A 17,101-nucleotide genomic window follows, 5' to 3' on the forward strand; every position below is an offset into this window, starting at 1 on the left:
AATATGATACAAAATATTCTTGCTAAGATCGCAATTTTCTCCAAGCACAAGGCAAATAATTCACAATGTCACTTGCAATTAAAGCATCTTGCCCAAGTTCCTCAGCTGCCAAATCGCCAGCTAGTCCATGAATATAAACACCAATAAGAGCTGCGTGTATAGAGGAGTATCCTTGCGCCAACAAAGATAATATTATTCCTGTTAGTACATCACCACTTCCCGCAGTTGCCATACCTGGATTTCCTGTTGGATTAAAATAACAACGTCCATTCTCATCTGTTATTGTAGTAAAAGCACCTTTTAATACCATAACTAGAGATTGATCTCTAGAAAAAGCTCTTTGTTTCTCATTTCTATCAAAAGCTCCCTTACTCTTCCCGAGCATTCTTTCAAACTCTTTCATATGAGGCGTAAGAACAGTGCCTTGCGGTAAATTTTTCTTCATTTCGGCATGAGCGCCTAAAATATTAAGTGCATCAGCATCCAAAACCAAAGGTTTATCACATTCTTTTAGTAACTCTTCCATGGCTTTAACCGAATTACATTTTGTGTCGAGCCCTGGTCCAATGCCTATTGCTTCAAAATTTGCCAAATCTGGATATTCCGTAAAAATAAGATCTGACCGATCCATATTCACCATCGCTTCAGGAACAGCGGTTTGCATAATATCATATCCCAAACGAGGAATATGCGTACTCAATAAACCAACACCTGAGCGCAAGCAAGCTTTCGATGCCAAAATTGCAGCACCCATTTTCCCATAACTGCCACTAATTAACAAAGCATGACCATAACTTCCCTTATGACTAAAGCGAGAACGAGTCTTAAGTAATCCTCTAATATATGATTCTTCAATAAATTGATAAGGGCTTTCTGTTTTATCAATCACTTCGGGATGTAAACCAATAGGCAAAACCTCCCAATCACCAACGCACTCGGCATTTTCTGGAAAAAGAAAAGATAACTTGGGAAACTGAAAACTTAAAGTGAAATCGGCATGAATACAATTAGAAATATCATTTGCTGAATTATCTTCACCAAATAAACCAGACGGTATATCAATGGCAATCAATTTAGCCTTTGAATCATTAATCAATTTCACCAAATCTTTCACTAAACCACCTAGAGGTCTTGATAAACCTGAACCAAACAGAGCATCGATCACAAGACAATTTTCCGAAATAGTAGGAAAATCATCTCCATTAGTAATTTCAGAAATAGAAACGCCATCTAAACTTTTTAATCGATTAAGGTTTATCTGACAATCAGGAGATAATTCTTTACTAATCTTAATAAGGTAAACATCGACTTTAAACTTTGCCTCAACAAGCATTCGTGCTAATGTTAAACCATCACCACCGTTATTTCCTGGACCAACAAAAATTTTGAAATTTTGCTGACGCGAATAGTGCTCACATATCCACCTAAAAAGTTTAGAAGCGGCTCTTTCCATTAAATCAATGGAAGCAATCGGCTCTTTTTGAATCGTATAAGCATCTATTTGGGTAATTTGTTTTGAACAGAAGATTTTCATATCAAAAAAAAGATTTACAGTATTATAAAAGAAGATTTTTAGAAATCATCATCCCTCTTTCAAAGATAATAACTTTAAGCCTTACACCTTACGGAAACGATTTAAATAATATCATAAAAATATAAATACAGCTTTACAACGCAATAATTTTATATATTTGTCAATCGCAAAAAATGAATAAAAACTATTAATAATTAAAACACACAACTTATGTTTAAAGGACACCCTAAAGGTCTGATTCCTGCCGCCTTAGCTAATATGGGCGAGAGATTCGGATTCTATACCATGATGGCTATTTTGGTATTATTCTTACAAGCAAAATTTGGTCTTGATGAAACTACGTCAGGTATTATCTATGCTACATTTTACTCTTCTATTTATTTTCTTGCTATTGTAGGTGGTGTTATTGCTGATAAAACCAAGAACTACAAAGGAACTATCTTAGCTGGTTTGCTAATGATGGCATTTGGTTATTTACTAATTGCTATCCCAACTCCAACTCCAGTTCCTAACATGACACTATACCTAGGAGCAACTTGTTTCGGTCTTGCAGTTATTGCTTTTGGTAATGGTCTTTTCAAAGGAAACTTACAGGCTTTAGTAGGTCAAATGTATGATAATCCTAAGTACGATAAAGTAAGAGATTCTGGTTTCTCTTTATTCTATATGTTTATCAACGTTGGTGGTATTTTTGCTCCAATGATTGCTCCAACAATCAGAAGCTGGTGGTTAGAAAAAGCTGGTTTTAACTATGATGCCGCTCTACCTGAGCTTTGTCACGGACAATTAGCTGGTACTTTATCTGATACTGCTGCAGAGCGTTTTACTACTCTTGCAAACAATGCAACGATTAGTCCTGATGCTATAACAGATCTTACTGGATTTAGTAACAACTATTTAAATGTATTTAACGAAGGTTTCCATTTTGCTTTCGGTGTAGCAATTATTGCCATGTTGATTTCATTAGTTGTTTACCTTAAGAATAAAGTTAACTTTCCTGATCCTGCTGCAGCAGCTGAAGCTGCTAAGAATAACCCTGATGCAATTAAGATGGATCCTAAAGAGGTTAAACAAAGAATTTATGCTTTATTAGCTGTATTCGGTGTTGTAATTTTCTTCTGGTTCTCTTTCCACCAAAATGGATTAACATTGACATATTTCGCAAGAGATTACACCCTTTTACATATTGGAAGTTTTGAGTTATATCCTGAGATTTTCCAATCTATGAATCCATTCTTTGTAGTTTTCTTAACTCCTGTTGTAGTGGGTATTTTCGGTTGGTTACGTAACCGTGGAATTGAGCCTTCAACTCCAAAAAAGATTGCAATCGGTATGTTTATCGCTGCATTAGCTTATGTATTAATGACTCTTGGTTCTTTAAATGTTCCAATGTTATCATCTGTTAAAGAAATGGGTGGTCTTCCTGATATCGACAAAGTAACTCCATTCTTATTGATTGGTGCTTACTTCATCTTAACTGTAGCTGAATTATTCATTAGTCCTCTTGGAATTTCTTTCGTATCAAAAGTAGCTCCTCCTCAGTACCAAGGTCTAATGCAAGGTCTTTGGTTAGGAGCAACAGGTGCTGGTAACCAACTTCTTTTCTTAGGTGCTATGCTTTATGCTGGTGTACCTATCTGGCTAACTTGGACAGTATTTATTGTAGCTTGTTCAATCTCAATGTTTATCATGATTTTCATGCTTAAGTGGTTAGAAAGAATTTCTGAATAAGAAATTCACCTATCATATATAATTAAAGGATGTCCCATGGGGCATCCTTTTTTTATGCTCTATATTCTTATAAAGAATAACAATAATATTCGAAACAATATTTAAAGACAAAAAGGTATTTTATTATACCTTTGCGTGAATTTAAACCTGAAATTTATTAACAAGCGAAAAAATGTTTCAAAAACTTAAAAACAGATGGCAGATCGAAAATAACTTTCAGCTATTCCTTATACTTCTTACTTTTTCACTAACAGGATCTCTTTCGGTAATGATACGTCGTCCTGTTTTTGAATATTTAGGAATTGATGCAACAACCAGCCTTTGGGTAAAAATTCCAATGAGTATTTTAATTATTACACCAACCTACCAAGTTCTACTCGTTATTGTAGGTTCAATTCTTGGCCAATTTAAATTCTTTTGGGCTTTTGAAAAGAAAATGCTGAGTCGATTTCGCTTCAGCAGAAAAAAATAATTAAAGGCAACTGGAAAGAAGACTAAACACCTTAACAACTCTCTCTAATGACAAAAGAAGAAATAGCCGATCATTTTAGATCACTACAAGATACAATTACTAAAACCATAGAAAACACCGATGATTTTGCCAAATTCAAGGAGGATAATTGGGCCCGTAAGGAAGGCGGTGGAGGTCGCTCTAGAGTGCTCGTAAATGGAAGAATTATAGAAAAAGGTGGTGTAAATTTCTCAGCAGTTTTTGGAACTTTGCCAGATAAAATTAAAAAAAAGCTTGCTGTAAATAGTGATGATTTTTTTGCAACAGGCGTATCTCTTATTATGCATCCTGAAAATCCTCATGTACCTATTGTTCATATGAATGTAAGATACTTTGAGCTAAATGATGGAACATATTGGTTTGGAGGAGGCATAGATTTAACACCTATATATATTGACAAAAAAGAAGCTGCCAATTTTCATCAAGCACTTCAGGTAATTTGTGACAAATACAATCCAGATTTCTATACAAAATTTAAGGTGTGGGCCGATGATTATTTTTACTTAAGACATCGAAATGAAACAAGAGGAATAGGAGGTATTTTCTTCGATCACCTTAATGAATCTGAAAACTTATCAAAAGATGAACTATTTAATTTTGTAATAGAAATGGGTCAACTCTTTGCTCCTCTTTATTCAGAAATAATGAAGAAAAAAGCTAATAATCCCTACTCTGAACAAGAAAAAGATTGGCAATTGCATCGTAGAGGACGCTACGTAGAATTTAATCTTTTACAAGATAAAGGAACTCGATTTGGAATTGACACTAATGGACGTACAGAACCCATATTAGTGAGTATGCCCCCTGAAGTTAAATGGACCTATCAATACGAAATTGAGTCTAATTCTCCAGAAGCTAATACCCTAAACCAACTAAAAAAAGGAACAGATTGGCTTCAATACATATAGAGAATATTCTTGATTGTTGCGCGTTGTAGCATTTTTAAATACCTTCACGATAGATCAACCTATATTAAGATAATGAATAAAAAAACAACTGTTCTTCTCATCAATCTTGGAACACCCAAAAGTCCAAGTGTAAAAGATGTACGGTCATATTTAAAAGAGTTTTTGAACGATAAGCGAGTTATTGATATACCATGGCTCATACGCAAAATATTAGTTAACCTTATTATTATTCCTTTTAGAACAAAAAATTCTTCTAAAATTTACAAAAAGCTTTGGACTCCAGAAGGATCTCCCTTATTGATATATGGAGAAAGTGTTAAGAAAATGCTACAAGAGGAGTTGGGTAATGACTATAAGGTGGAGTTGGCCATGCGATATAACGAACCTTCACTACCTAGCGTTCTAAGCAAAATTAAAGCCGAAATGCCTGAACGCTTAATCGTGTTCCCTATGTATCCACAATATGCTTCATCTTCTACAGGATCGACAATTGAAAGAGTGATGGAACTAATGAAATCGTGGGAAGTTATTCCTGAAGTTAATATCATCAATCAATTTTTTGAAGATCCAGATTACATCAATATTATTGCAAATAATGCACGAAAGCATAAGTTAGAAGAATTTGAACATTTTGTGTTTTCATTTCACGGTTTACCTATCAGACAAATAAACAAAGTACACCCTCAGCGAAATTGCAAAACCTGCGATTGTGATAAAAAATTCAATAGAGAAACAGACTATTATTGCTACAAAGCCACTTGTTACGAAAATGCACGTTTAATTGCTGAAAAGCTTAATATCCCAAAAGAAAAATACACTGTTGGATTTCAATCTCGATTAGATAAAAATTGGCTAGAGCCATTTGCCGATAAACTGATCGTTAAATTAGCAAAAGAAGGTAAGAAAAATATTATGGTATTCAGTCCAGCTTTTGTTGCTGACTGCCTAGAAACAACTGTTGAAATTGGTGGTGAGTTCACCGATTTGTTCAAAGAAAATAACGGAGAAAAACTCGTATTGGTTGAAAGTTTAAACAACAATCCTGCTTGGATTAAAACAATCAAAAAACTAGTCCTCAATCAGTAAAAGACAAATAAGTTTTCAAAAAAAAGGAGCTAATTATATAATCAGCTCCTTTACATATATTCAAATCAAAATCTTTACTCAAAATCAGATGTAGCTGATTCAAACTCAGACATCGGTTTTAAATTAGCAGGAATTTCTTCGTTCACATCATCTTTAAAAAATGGAAAAACATCTAAAATTGGACTTTCGGTAACTGAAGGTATTTCAAAAGGAACAAGCATATCACTTAATCCCTCTGTAAGAAACTCATACGCTTCTTTTACATTATTAGCCTCAACCAACATATAATTATTAGATTTTTTCTCCTTTCCTGATTCCTCATCAAGATTTACAAAAGATGTTTTTGCCTTAAACCATCTATCTCCATTTTCATTTGGAAACAATTCACTAATATTCGATTTACTAATGTTAGTTAAGATGAAATCACCATGAATCATTTTCTCTAACTCAGTATGAATACGAGCCTCTGCTTCTGTAAATGAAACAGCATCAACCAAATAAGGTTCACTTACTTTTTTCTCTTTTCCACTTTCATCAACCTTAACGTACTTTACTTTACATTCAAACCAGTTGTTAGTCATAGCATTGTATTTTTATATCGTTAGAAATTCTATATCATTTTTTTTAATAAACAGACAAAGATAGTGATTATCACAAGAAATATTGGAAATTTTAAACGCATTAATTATTGTCCAAAAGTCACTTTAATTTTTGATTTATAACTATTCCATTCATCTTTATTACTAGTTTAAATCTTCCAACGAATCATGCCACAACCCTTTAAAGAAGGTATTATGCCCGATTTTTACATGAATAAAAGCAAACGAATAATTTTTTTATAAATAAATTTACAAACGTAACTCTCTAATAAAAAAGACACTAATTCGCCGAAAGAAATATTTCTAAATAAAATTCTCAATCATCCTTTTTTTTAAAAAGAAATGCTTCTATATTTGCAGCTCGATAAGAAAAACGGCGAGGTAGCTCAGTTGGTTAGAGCGCATGATTCATAATCATGAGGTCGGCGGTTCAACCCCGCCTCTCGCTACTAAAAAAGGCTTAGATTTTCTAAGCCTTTTTTTTATTTATTTTCCCCAAAGAAATTAATATAAAGTTATAGAAGTCTATATTTCAGTGGGTTCAGAAAAGCTTATCATCTAATTTTCAAAAAATCAAAAAAAATATTTTTATAATTGAAAATAGACACTATATTTGCATCGCAATTGAGAAACGGCGAGGTAGCTCAGTTGGTTAGAGCGCATGATTCATAATCATGAGGTCGGCGGTTCAACCCCGCCTCTCGCTACTAAAAAAGGCTTAGATTTTCTAAGCCTTTTTTTTATGCCTTTTTCTCAGAATCTTTTCAAATTACACTTAAAAGAAGTATAAGCTGCTGATTATAATTATTTTTTATATATCTTATACAAAATAAAGCTAGTAATGAGGCTATTCCCAAAGTTTTACACTCAAAACTAGAATAAATAATAAAATATAATTTAGTTAAGTATTATTTACTATTTTTGAGCTCGAACCCAAAAATGGCATAATAGAACCATTATATTACAAACTAGTCAGCTATAGATTATAGAACTAGAAATATTTCACCCTTCAAAAGAAAAGAAAATATGACAAAATACGATTTAGAATATGTCTTTCATGCCTCTCAAAAGGTATTATTTGAACGTTTAAGTACTTCAAGTGGATTGTCTGAATGGTTTGCTGATGATGTAAATCAAAAAAATAACATCTTCACTTTCGAATGGGACGGTTCTAAGCAAGAAGCAAAAATGATTTACAAAAAAGATAATCAAGTTGTGAGATTCCATTGGCTAGATAGTGAAGATGAAAATAGCTATTTTGAATTTCGATTTGAAGTTGATGCTTTAACAAACGATTTATCTTTGATTATTACCGATTTTGCGGATGAAGACGAGATTGATGAAAATATAGAACTTTGGGATTCTCAAATCTCTGAATTAAAACACCTATTGGGTGCATAATTTTTAACATTCAAAAATACATATTCCTGATAAAATACTTTATTTTTGTAAGTAACAAGACCAGATTCATTTTAACTGGTCTTGTTTTTGCATTATAAAATAAGCTTGTAATAAGTGAATCAAACTTGTTGGGCACTTATTCTTGAATACCATATCCATGAAACGACTACACTCATTCATCCTAAAAAGCTTTTTAGGTCCTCTAGCATTTACCTTCTTTATTGTCATGTTTGTGCTGCTCATGCAATTCTTATGGCGGTATATAGAAGATTTTGTAGGAAAAGGCTTAGAATGGACTGTAATTACGGAATTCATGTTCTACATTTCCGCAACTCTTGTTCCAATGGCACTTCCCTTAGCTATTCTTTTGGCATCCATCATGTCATTTGGAAATATGGGTGAAAATTACGAGTTAATTGCCATGAAAGCAGCTGGTATTTCGCTACAAAGAATCATGCGTCCCTTAGTCATTTTGGTCATATTTATTGGTTTGGGTGCCTTCTTTTTTTCCAATTATGTAATGCCTATTGCTTCTCTTAAAGCAAGTGCCCTACTCTACGACATAAAACACCAAAGCCCTGAATTAGTGCTTAAAGAAGGTGTTTTCACAAGTGACTTACCTGGTTTTGGAATTAAGGTCGACAAAATCAATAAGGAAACAGGTATGATTTACAATCTAATGATTTATGATCATAGAAAAAGACAAGGAAATACTCAAGTTATTGTAGCCGACTCAGGAATAATGGCAACTAGTGATAATAAATTGTTTATGGACCTTACTCTCCATAGTGGTGAAATGTACGAAGATGTTAAGGCAACAAAACGAAAAGATCGTGACAAATATCCATTTCGAAGAATCAAATTTGACCTATATAAAACCACAATAAACTTACCTGGTAACGAGCTAAAAAGAAGCGATGAAGATCGATTTAGAAATTCATATCGAATGCTGAATCTAAGTCAGCTATCGAACACAAGAGATACGCTTGAACATGAATTACAAGACGAAAAAACAAGATTAGCTAAACAACTATCAAATTACCAATATTTCAAAAAAGAAAACAAAACATCACGTAGGGATACTTTACGTCAAGTTCTTTTAAATGCTAAAACTTGGAATGCCGACTCTCTATATAAACAACTTAACTTAAGTGATAAATTAACATCAGTTGGAAACGCACTAAGTTATAGCCGTAAGGCAAAAGATCGTATTTCTAGAAATATGAATATCCAAAGTTCAAAAAAGAAATGGATACAAAAGCATATAAACGAATGGCATCGTAAGTTTACCCTATCATTTGCCTGCATTATATTTTTCTTTATTGGAGCACCACTTGGAGCTATCATCCGAAAAGGTGGTTTAGGCATGCCAGTTATTGTTTCTGTTCTGTTCTTTATCATCTACTATATTATTTCAATGACAGGTGAAAGAGCAGCAAGAGAACTTGTTATATCACCATTTTTAGGGATGTGGATCTCTTCAATTGTCATTCTACCATTGGGTGTTATTCTAACTTATAAAGCGACAACTGATTCTGGAATTTTAAATATTGACTCTTATATCAAATTCTTTAAAAAGATAAATCCAGTCAATTTTTTCAAAAAAAAAGATGCTTAAACGATTCGTAGTCTTTATTGCATTAACATGTTCTTTGGGAGCTTGTCAGAGCAAGGTAAATACTGAACCTCAAGAAATAAACGCACTACTTGATAATTGGCATTTGGCAGCAACTAATGCTAATTTAGAGGCATATTTCTCCGTTTTAGATGATAAAGCAATCTATATAGGAACCGATGCATCTGAAATTTGGACTAAATCGGAATTCTACAACTTTTGTAAACCTCACTTTATAAAAGGTAAAGCTTGGGATTTTAAAGCCTATGATAGAAATATATATTTCTCAGAAGATAGAAAAACAGCATGGTTCAACGAACTACTAAATACGTGAATGGGTGTTTGTAGAGCATCTGGTGTTTTGGTGTCCAAAAATAATAGTTGGAAAATATCGCACTATCAACTTTCAGTTACTGTTAAAAACGAAAAAATGAAACAGTTTATAGAAATGAAGTAAATATCAACGCCTAAAAAATCATTTTTTTTCAAACAACTTAACACCATGTTCGACGATTTAAAACCAGATATAGATTATTATATGAGCCCTGATGGTTATCGTATATTAACCCATAAATACCTAAGCGAAAGAGGATATTGTTGTGGAAATGGATGCAAACACTGTCCCTATTTCCCCAAACATACCAAAGGAAATCAAACATTAAAAGAATAAACTTCAAGATGGATCAAAATAGCTTACGAATTGTTTACATGGGAACTCCTGAGTTTGCAGTAGCTCCTTTAAATGCACTAATTGAATCAGGCTGCAATGTTGTCGGAGTCGTTACAAATCCTGATAAACCTGCTGGCCGTGGACAAAAGATTCAAGAGTCTGCTGTCAAAAAATATGCTCTGGAAAAAGGACTACCTATTCTACAACCAGATAAATTTAGGAATGAGACATTTCTTTCTGAGCTAAAAGCTTTAAATGCAGACCTACAAGTAGTCGTTGCTTTTAAAATGCTACCCGAAATGGTTTGGGATATGCCTAAATTTGGCACTTTAAATCTACATGCTTCTTTACTACCTCATTATCGTGGTGCCGCTCCTATCAATTGGGCTATTATGAATGGCGACAAAGAAACAGGTGTTTCAACCTTCCTCCTTCAGCATAAAATTGATACGGGCAACATCCTTTTTCAAGAAAAAATAAGCATAGCTGAAAATGATAATCTCGAAACGGTTCACGATAGTTTAATGGAAATTGGATCAAACTTAGTTGTTAAAACAGTAAGAGCTATCGAAGCTAATGATTATCCTCAAATTCCTCAAAATGAATTAGTAGCTGATGGTGAAGAATTAAAAAATGCTCCTAAGATCTTTAAAAATGATTGCAAAATTAATTGGGCTTCACCAATTAATAATATCCACAATCATATTAGAGGTTTAAGTCCTTATCCTGCTGCTTGGACTGAACTTATTGATTCAAACGATAAGAAAGTAATGGTTAAAGTTTACGCAGCAAATAAAGAAATTGAATCACATTCACACCCTGTTGGCACTTTATTAAGTGATAAAAAAACATATTTAAAGGTTGCTGTGGAAGGTGGATTCATAAACCTAACTACTATTCAGATGGCTGGAAAAAAGAGAATGCAAATAGCAGATTTTCTAAGAGGCTTTCAACAAATCGACAATTATAAGCTAATCATTGACTAATCAATAATCACGTTTAACACATAGGGTTTATCCTTTTGTGATAAGTCAATATAATCATTTAAATAAAAGGGATAATCCAATTCGTTGGATTATCCCTTTTATATATGAACTTAATTTCAAATCATTATTCTACTTTATAAGTAGGTACTCTTCCTGGAGTCCAAGCTGCACCCTGTTTTTCCAATTCAGTCTCTACTGATTTCAAATCAGAAGCAATCTGCTGTAATTTCGTCAAAGCAGCAGGGAATTCTTCTTTAAGAATTTCAAATTGATCTTTCTCTGTTTGAGTCACCCCTGAAGTGCTAGCCCAATGTGCCCAAACAATAGAATTAATTCTATTAGAAATAGGAAGCTGTGCAGGTGGAATCTCTTCCGAACTTGCTCGAGCTTGAACACCATTAAATAAGAAATCAAGCTCTGCCAACTCTTCAACAAGTTTTTCAACTTTCGTTGCCATAACAGATTGTGTTGGAGCTTGTATTAATACCGTTCTAATGGCTGCTAATTTTGCTTTATAAGCCTCTGTTAGCTGCAAACTTCCTTGAATAGCCTTAGACATACGTGACACTTCCTGTTGAAAGGCTACCAACTCAGATCTATTCTCAGCAGGAAGCGTAGTATTATTCAACTGCACCGTATTAAATTTTACAGGTCCGGCCAATACCTTATAGTCTCCCTTAGAAACTATTCCCATTTCAACCTGATATGATCCTGGCATGGTAAACATACCAGATCTAGATCTTCCTGTAGGCTTAAATTCTTTACTTTTAACCGGATTTAAAGATGGAAATTTTAAATCCCAATTCAACCTATTAATACCTTTCTTCGCTTTCGACGTTATCTTTCTAATTTGAGATCCGTCAGCATCTTTGATTGTAAAAACCAAATACGGCGCAATTTCTCTAGCCTCATCCTCTATCGCTTTCCAACTCGCTTGTGGAACAAAATCACCCGATTTAAGTAACTTCTTCTCTTTCTCTTGACGTACCTGTTTAGTGGTTTTTGGAACATCTTTCAAATAATAAGTAAAAGTAGCTCCAAACTTAGGATTAGGTGCTGTAAAATAAGTTGCCCCCATACTACTCTTACCTCCATTTTCGATATACATCAAAGCATCTTTAACTGGGAAAAGATGAGCATCCTTTTTAATAAGATCAAGATTCACGCTTCTTAATGCAGCATAATCATCGAAAATAAAGAAACCACGACCAAAACTAGCCGCAACTAAATCTCCTTCACGCTTCTGAATAGTCAAGTCTCTAACTGCAATGGTTGGAATACCCGCTTTTAATTGGATCCAATTTTCACCCTCGTCATTAGTAAAAAAGATACCAAACTCAGTTCCTACAAATAATAAGTTGGGATCAATAAAATCTTGCTCAATGGTATGAACCGTTCCATTTTTAGGCAAGTTAGATGCAATATTAACCCAGGTTTTTCCTTTATCAGAGCTTTTTAGGATATAAGGTTTAAAATCATCTCGCTTACGATTATCGAAGGATGCATAAACAACATTTTCATCAAATTTTGAAGGCAAAATATCGCTAATATAAGTCATTGAAGGAACACCTGTAAATGCGGAGTTTTTTTCCCAAAGTTCACCGCCATTCTGAGTCACTTGAACTAAACCATCATCAGTACCAACATATAATAAATCTTCATTTTTTGGCGATTCTGCCAATGAAACAATTGTTCCATACTGAGAAGTCGAAACATGTTTTTTCACAGCATCGGATCCCCAATATTTTCCCATTACTTTAAAAGAATCTCTATCTTTTCCAGTACACAAATCTTCGCTTATCACCTGCCATGAATTTCCTCTATCATCACTTCTAAATAGTTTATTGGCTGCAGCATATAAGCGTGTATTTTTATGAGAAGAAATAATTAAAGGTGCATTCCAGTTCCATTTGTAAGATAATTCACCTTTCCTTTCTTGAGGCTTAATACTAATTTTCTCACCACTCTTTTTATCGTAACGTGCCGAATTTCCATATTGAGATTCGCAATACACAATATTAGGATCTAAAGGATCTATTTGAGCCCAAAAACCATCGCCGCCTAAAATAGGAGCCCATTCTGCATTCGTAACTCCTTTTCTACTTGTATTTCTCGATGGTCCGCCTAGCGTATTATTATCCTGAGTTCCTCCATAAATGTTGTAAAAAGGTAATGCATTGTCAACCTGCACATGATAAAACTGAGTAACCGAAAGATTAGATTTGAAAATATAATTTAGTCCAGCATCGAAAGATTCATAAAGACCGCCGTCTCCACCTATCATAAAATGATTCGTATCCGTAGGATCAATCCAAATTGCATGATCATCAACGTGACGATCTTTCAATCCCAATCGAGTCCAGGTTTTCCCACCATCGGTTGTTACGTGAGAATACGTTTCTACAGAATACACTTTATCGGCATCAATGGGGTCACAATAAATTTCATTGTAATATTGACCACTACTGGCATGAGAACTCATCTTAGTCCATGACTCACCTCTGTCGGTAGATCTAAAAAAACCACTTTTATCGCCTGCAGCCTCAATAATAGCATACACGTAGTTGTGATTTACAGGTGAAACTGCAATTCCCATTCCTCCCTTATCAACACTTGGCAATCCAGACTTCAGTATTCTCCAGGTCTCCCCAGCATCAGTAGATTTATAAATAGCTGATTCAGGTCCTCCATTAATTTTAGCATAAACATGTCGACGTCTTTGTTCCGAAGTTGCATACATGATATCTGGATCAACAGGATCGATAATAACATTATTTACACCTGTATTTTCACTAATTGTGATAACTTTTTTCCAAGTATTTCCACCATCAACAGTTTTATACAAGCCACGATCTCCACCTGGTCCCCAAGCTGATCCTTCAGCTGCTACAAAAACGATATCGGAATTTCTAGGATCAATAACCACTCCACCAATATGACGAGACTCTTTTAATCCCATATTCTTCCAGCTTTTTCCGCCATCCATGGTTTTGTACACACCATCTCCATATCCTAAAGCTCGCTGATGGTTATTCTCTCCAGTTCCAGCCCAAACAACATTGCTATTATTCGGATCCATTGTAACAACACCTATAGAATAAGAGCCGTACTTATCGAAAACAGGTTTCCAAGTTGTTCCATTATTGGTTGTTTTAAAAATATTACCACTTGCAACTGCAACATAGTACTCGCTATGGTTATTGGGATTTACAGCAAAATCGGCAATTCTACCTGAAGTTGTTGCAGGACCAATACCTCTAAATTTAAGCCCACTCAATAATTGAGAGTTGATAAGCGTATCCTTCTTTTTCTCAACTTGCTTTTTTTTAGCATTTGAGATATTAGGCGAAAAGATAAAGCCTCCAATTAAAAAAAGAAGACTAAAAAGCCTCAACTGACGTTTTAGGGTATTCATGATTAGAATTTTTAGGTAAGTAATATTTTTTTAGAAATTTGGTTGTTTTTTCTAATGTTCAATTTACCCCTTATCAAATAAAAATCCTAATCATATAACTCACAAATAACCTATTACAAATTACAACCAAAACAAAAAAAGAGAAAGACGACGAATCATCTTTCTCTTTCCATAAAAAATATTTTTAAACTCACCTTTTTCTCAAATAAACTCGATCGCCTACGGACACTTCATGTCTGGTCGAAAAAGCATTGAATTTTCTAATCTTTTTAATTTTGACACAATACTTCTGAGCAATGTCGTAAAGCGTTTCTCCAGCTTTAACCAAGTGAAAATTATAACCACGTGCAGCCTTGCCTTTCTTCTTATGGAGATATAAAATTTGATCGATACTTAATACATAATTTCTAGGCAGCTCATTATACTTAAGAAGCTTTGCACGACTTACGCCCATTTTCTTTTCCAAATTGTAAAAAGTATCTCCTTTTATAACTTTTATAAAATGAACACCATTAGCAACCTCTAACCGTAAATCTAAATCGCCATTCCCCTTTTCAGACTTAGATGTCTCTGAGTAGGCGTAATTTCTTCTTCTTGAATTCGTATCAAACAAAAACAGTTCCTCTTCCTCAATAATATCAATCAGCATATGAGCATATCTAGGATGCGTTGCATAACCAGCTCTTTTCAAACCCTTTGCCCAACCCTTATAATCCGTTGATTTTAGTTTAAACAGAAAGGCATAACGTGAACGAGTTGTCAAAAAATCTGAATGGTCTTCATACGACTGATATGGATCTTTGTACTTTCTAAAACACTCATCCTTCCTATCGTCATCAATTTCAATTGAAGGTCCTGTCCAATCGTGACATTTTATTCCAAAATGATTATTAGCCTTAGTAGCTAATATCGATTCTCCATTACCCGACTCAAGTAGACCTTGAGCTAAAGTAATACTAGCAGGAATTCCTGTACGATTCATTTCGATAATAGCAATCTCTTTATATTTGTCAATATATCGTTCTCTAGGACTCTTTTCAGCATATACCAGTGTTGTAAATAAACAAAATGCAATAATTATAAGTAGAGATTTTTGTCGCTTCATGTACATTATTTTAAGATAAAAAATTCCAATTAGGTAAATATTATGCTAAGGTTAATATAATAATCTTACATATTACAAGTGATTTTAAGTAAATCAGAATTAACTTTTATAAGATATTAATAATAATTCTATATCTTTATCACCACTTCTAGTAAACAACCATAAAAATAGGAATTCGAAAGATATTCCTACTATTCTCCGTTAATTTGTTCTAAATATTTATTTATCAGGAAATTTGTATGGTATGAAGAAAATCCAACACATAACAACTGTTCTAGAATATACTTCAATCGAAGAACTTGATTCTATTTATCAAAATCTAATTAATAAAGCCAAAGAGGCAACTCAATCATCTTACTCTCCCTATTCTAATTTTAAAGTTGGAGCTGCTATTTTGCTTGAAAATGGTGAAATTATACAAGGAAGTAATCAAGAAAATTCGGCCTATCCGTCTGGTTTATGCGCTGAGAGAGTCGCCATGTTTTATGCCAACTCAAAACACCCTGATATACCTGTAAAGTGTATTGCTATTGCTGGGTATAGTAATGACCAATTTCTTGAAAGACCACTTCCTCCATGTGGCAGCTGTCGCCAAGTTTTATTAGAAACACAAGAACGACATAATACACCAATGAAAGTCTTGCTTTACGGACAGAATCAGATATTAGAAATAGAGAATATTAAACAACTATTACCTCTTTATTTCGATAAGGATATGCTTGACGAATAATAAACTCACATAAAAATAAATGGCTAAATCCTCAACTAGTGTTGATGATTTAGCCATTTTTATATTATCAATAAACTCTGTTAAGATTTACCTATAACCAAATGATATAGTTCTTTCCAAAGATTATCATTCTTAGGTATTGGAGCTTTAATGGTAATTCGCTCTTGTTTAACAGGGTGAATAAAGCTGATTTCACGAGCATGAAGATCGATTCCTCCACCTTTATTTGAACGTGGGTAACCGTATTTCAAATCACCACGAATAGGACAACCAATTCTTGCCAACTGTGCACGAATTTGATGATGACGTCCAGTATGTAATTTAACTTCAAGTAAAAAATACTTTTGAGAGCGAGTCATTAGTTTATACTCCAAAACCGCTTCTTTAGCATTCTTCTTCTTTTTATCGAAGACATTACTTTTATTACGCTCCTCATTTTTCAACAAGTAATGAGTCAACACCTCTTCTTCAAGTCTTGGACACTTACTCACAATAGCCCAGTAGATTTTACTCATCTCAGCATCTTTTTGCTGAAACATCAAGTTCAAACGTGTAAGCGCCTTACTTGTTTTTGCAAAAACGACAACACCACTAACGGGTCTATCAAGTCTATGTGGTAATCCTAAATAGACATCACCAGGCTTGTTGTATTTTTCCTTAATATATGCCTTAACCATTTCACTCAAAGGCTCATCTCCAGTTTTATCTCCCTGAACAATATCACCTCTGCGTTTATTTACAGCGATTATATGATTATCCTCAAATAGGACCTCTATTTTTTTTTCTTTTGCCATCTATTTTTAAATAATA

The 17,101-nt window shown here is 33.9% G+C and carries 14 protein-coding genes, 2 tRNA genes and 1 pseudogene; 12 read left to right on the plus strand and 5 right to left on the minus strand.

The window, feature by feature from the left end:
* Positions 1-22: 22 nt before the first annotated feature.
* On the minus strand, positions 23-1,534 hold the full coding sequence (locus EMN46_RS00185) for an NAD(P)H-hydrate dehydratase (protein WP_154198665.1): 1,512 nt from the start codon (positions 1,532-1,534) through the stop codon (positions 23-25).
* Positions 1,535-1,744: 210 nt separating this feature from the next.
* Here EMN46_RS00185 and EMN46_RS00190 point away from each other — a divergent pair, with 210 nt between their 5' ends.
* The 4 genes from EMN46_RS00190 (at position 1,745) to hemH (ending at position 5,770) form a co-directional block, all read left to right on the plus strand.
* On the plus strand, positions 1,745-3,265 hold the full coding sequence (locus EMN46_RS00190) for a peptide MFS transporter (RefSeq protein ID WP_154198666.1): 1,521 nt from the start codon (positions 1,745-1,747) through the stop codon (positions 3,263-3,265).
* A 172-nt stretch (positions 3,266-3,437) separates the two neighbouring features.
* On the plus strand, positions 3,438-3,737 hold the full coding sequence (locus tag EMN46_RS00195) for a DUF6787 family protein (RefSeq protein ID WP_154198667.1): 300 nt from the start codon (positions 3,438-3,440) through the stop codon (positions 3,735-3,737).
* 47 nt (positions 3,738-3,784) lie between these two features.
* Positions 3,785-4,684 (plus strand): oxygen-dependent coproporphyrinogen oxidase, encoded by a 900-nt coding sequence (hemF, locus tag EMN46_RS00200; protein ID WP_154198668.1) that lies wholly within the window; start codon positions 3,785-3,787, stop codon positions 4,682-4,684.
* 72 nt (positions 4,685-4,756) lie between these two features.
* On the plus strand, positions 4,757-5,770 hold the full coding sequence (gene hemH / locus EMN46_RS00205) for a ferrochelatase (protein WP_154198669.1): 1,014 nt from the start codon (positions 4,757-4,759) through the stop codon (positions 5,768-5,770).
* A 74-nt stretch (positions 5,771-5,844) separates the two neighbouring features.
* Here hemH and EMN46_RS00210 read toward each other — a convergent pair whose 3' ends face one another.
* Positions 5,845-6,351, minus strand: a complete 507-nt coding sequence (locus tag EMN46_RS00210) for a DUF4494 domain-containing protein (RefSeq protein WP_154198670.1) — start codon at positions 6,349-6,351, stop codon at positions 5,845-5,847.
* A gap of 393 nt (positions 6,352-6,744) precedes the next feature.
* Here EMN46_RS00210 and EMN46_RS00215 point away from each other — a divergent pair.
* The 7 genes and pseudogenes from EMN46_RS00215 to fmt all read left to right on the plus strand — a co-directional run bounded on the left by EMN46_RS00215 (position 6,745) and on the right by fmt (position 11,041).
* A tRNA-Met gene (locus EMN46_RS00215) sits at positions 6,745-6,818 on the plus strand.
* Between the two features lie 184 nt (positions 6,819-7,002).
* Positions 7,003-7,076: transfer RNA gene (locus EMN46_RS00220), tRNA-Met, on the plus strand.
* 319 nt (positions 7,077-7,395) lie between these two features.
* Positions 7,396-7,770 carry an START-like domain-containing protein gene (locus tag EMN46_RS00225; RefSeq protein ID WP_154198671.1) on the plus strand — a complete coding sequence of 125 codons (375 nt, stop codon included), beginning with the start codon at positions 7,396-7,398 and terminating at the stop codon, positions 7,768-7,770.
* Between the two features lie 157 nt (positions 7,771-7,927).
* Positions 7,928-9,388, plus strand: coding sequence for an LptF/LptG family permease (locus EMN46_RS00230; protein WP_154198672.1), 1,461 nt, complete (start codon positions 7,928-7,930; stop codon positions 9,386-9,388).
* A pseudogene (locus tag EMN46_RS00235) lies at positions 9,381-9,842 on the plus strand (nuclear transport factor 2 family protein). The gene EMN46_RS00230 and the pseudogene EMN46_RS00235 overlap by 8 nt, the downstream one beginning before the upstream one ends.
* 45 nt (positions 9,843-9,887) lie before the next feature.
* Positions 9,888-10,055: a DUF5522 domain-containing protein gene (locus EMN46_RS19605; protein ID WP_195715148.1), complete on the plus strand. Its 168-nt coding sequence runs from the start codon at positions 9,888-9,890 to the stop codon at positions 10,053-10,055.
* An 8-nt stretch (positions 10,056-10,063) separates the two neighbouring features.
* Entirely contained in the window at positions 10,064-11,041 is a 978-nt protein-coding gene (gene fmt / locus EMN46_RS00240; RefSeq protein WP_154198673.1) for a methionyl-tRNA formyltransferase, read from the plus strand.
* A gap of 124 nt (positions 11,042-11,165) precedes the next feature.
* Here the strand turns inward: fmt and EMN46_RS00245 are convergent, their stop codons facing one another.
* Together EMN46_RS00245 and EMN46_RS00250 are read right to left on the minus strand one after the other, a co-directional pair.
* Positions 11,166-14,456 (minus strand): glycosyl hydrolase, encoded by a 3,291-nt coding sequence (locus EMN46_RS00245; RefSeq protein WP_154198674.1) that lies wholly within the window; start codon positions 14,454-14,456, stop codon positions 11,166-11,168.
* 190 nt (positions 14,457-14,646) lie between these two features.
* The gene (locus tag EMN46_RS00250) at positions 14,647-15,561 is read right to left on the minus strand and encodes a glucosaminidase domain-containing protein (RefSeq protein ID WP_154198675.1); all 915 of its coding nucleotides are present in this window, start codon (positions 15,559-15,561) and stop codon (positions 14,647-14,649) included.
* Between the two features lie 244 nt (positions 15,562-15,805).
* Between EMN46_RS00250 and cdd the strand changes: the two genes are divergently transcribed.
* Positions 15,806-16,291 carry a cytidine deaminase gene (cdd, locus tag EMN46_RS00255; protein ID WP_154198676.1) on the plus strand — a complete coding sequence of 162 codons (486 nt, stop codon included), beginning with the start codon at positions 15,806-15,808 and terminating at the stop codon, positions 16,289-16,291.
* An 80-nt stretch (positions 16,292-16,371) separates the two neighbouring features.
* On the opposite strand, the gene EMN46_RS00260 is transcribed toward cdd, so the two are convergent.
* On the minus strand, positions 16,372-17,085 hold the full coding sequence (locus tag EMN46_RS00260; protein ID WP_154198677.1) for an RluA family pseudouridine synthase: 714 nt from the start codon (positions 17,083-17,085) through the stop codon (positions 16,372-16,374).
* Positions 17,086-17,101: the final 16 nt, after the last annotated feature.

Source organism: Ancylomarina sp. 16SWW S1-10-2 (genome assembly GCF_009669305.1).
In the GTDB taxonomy this organism is placed as follows: Bacteria; Bacteroidota; Bacteroidia; order Bacteroidales; family Marinifilaceae; genus Ancylomarina.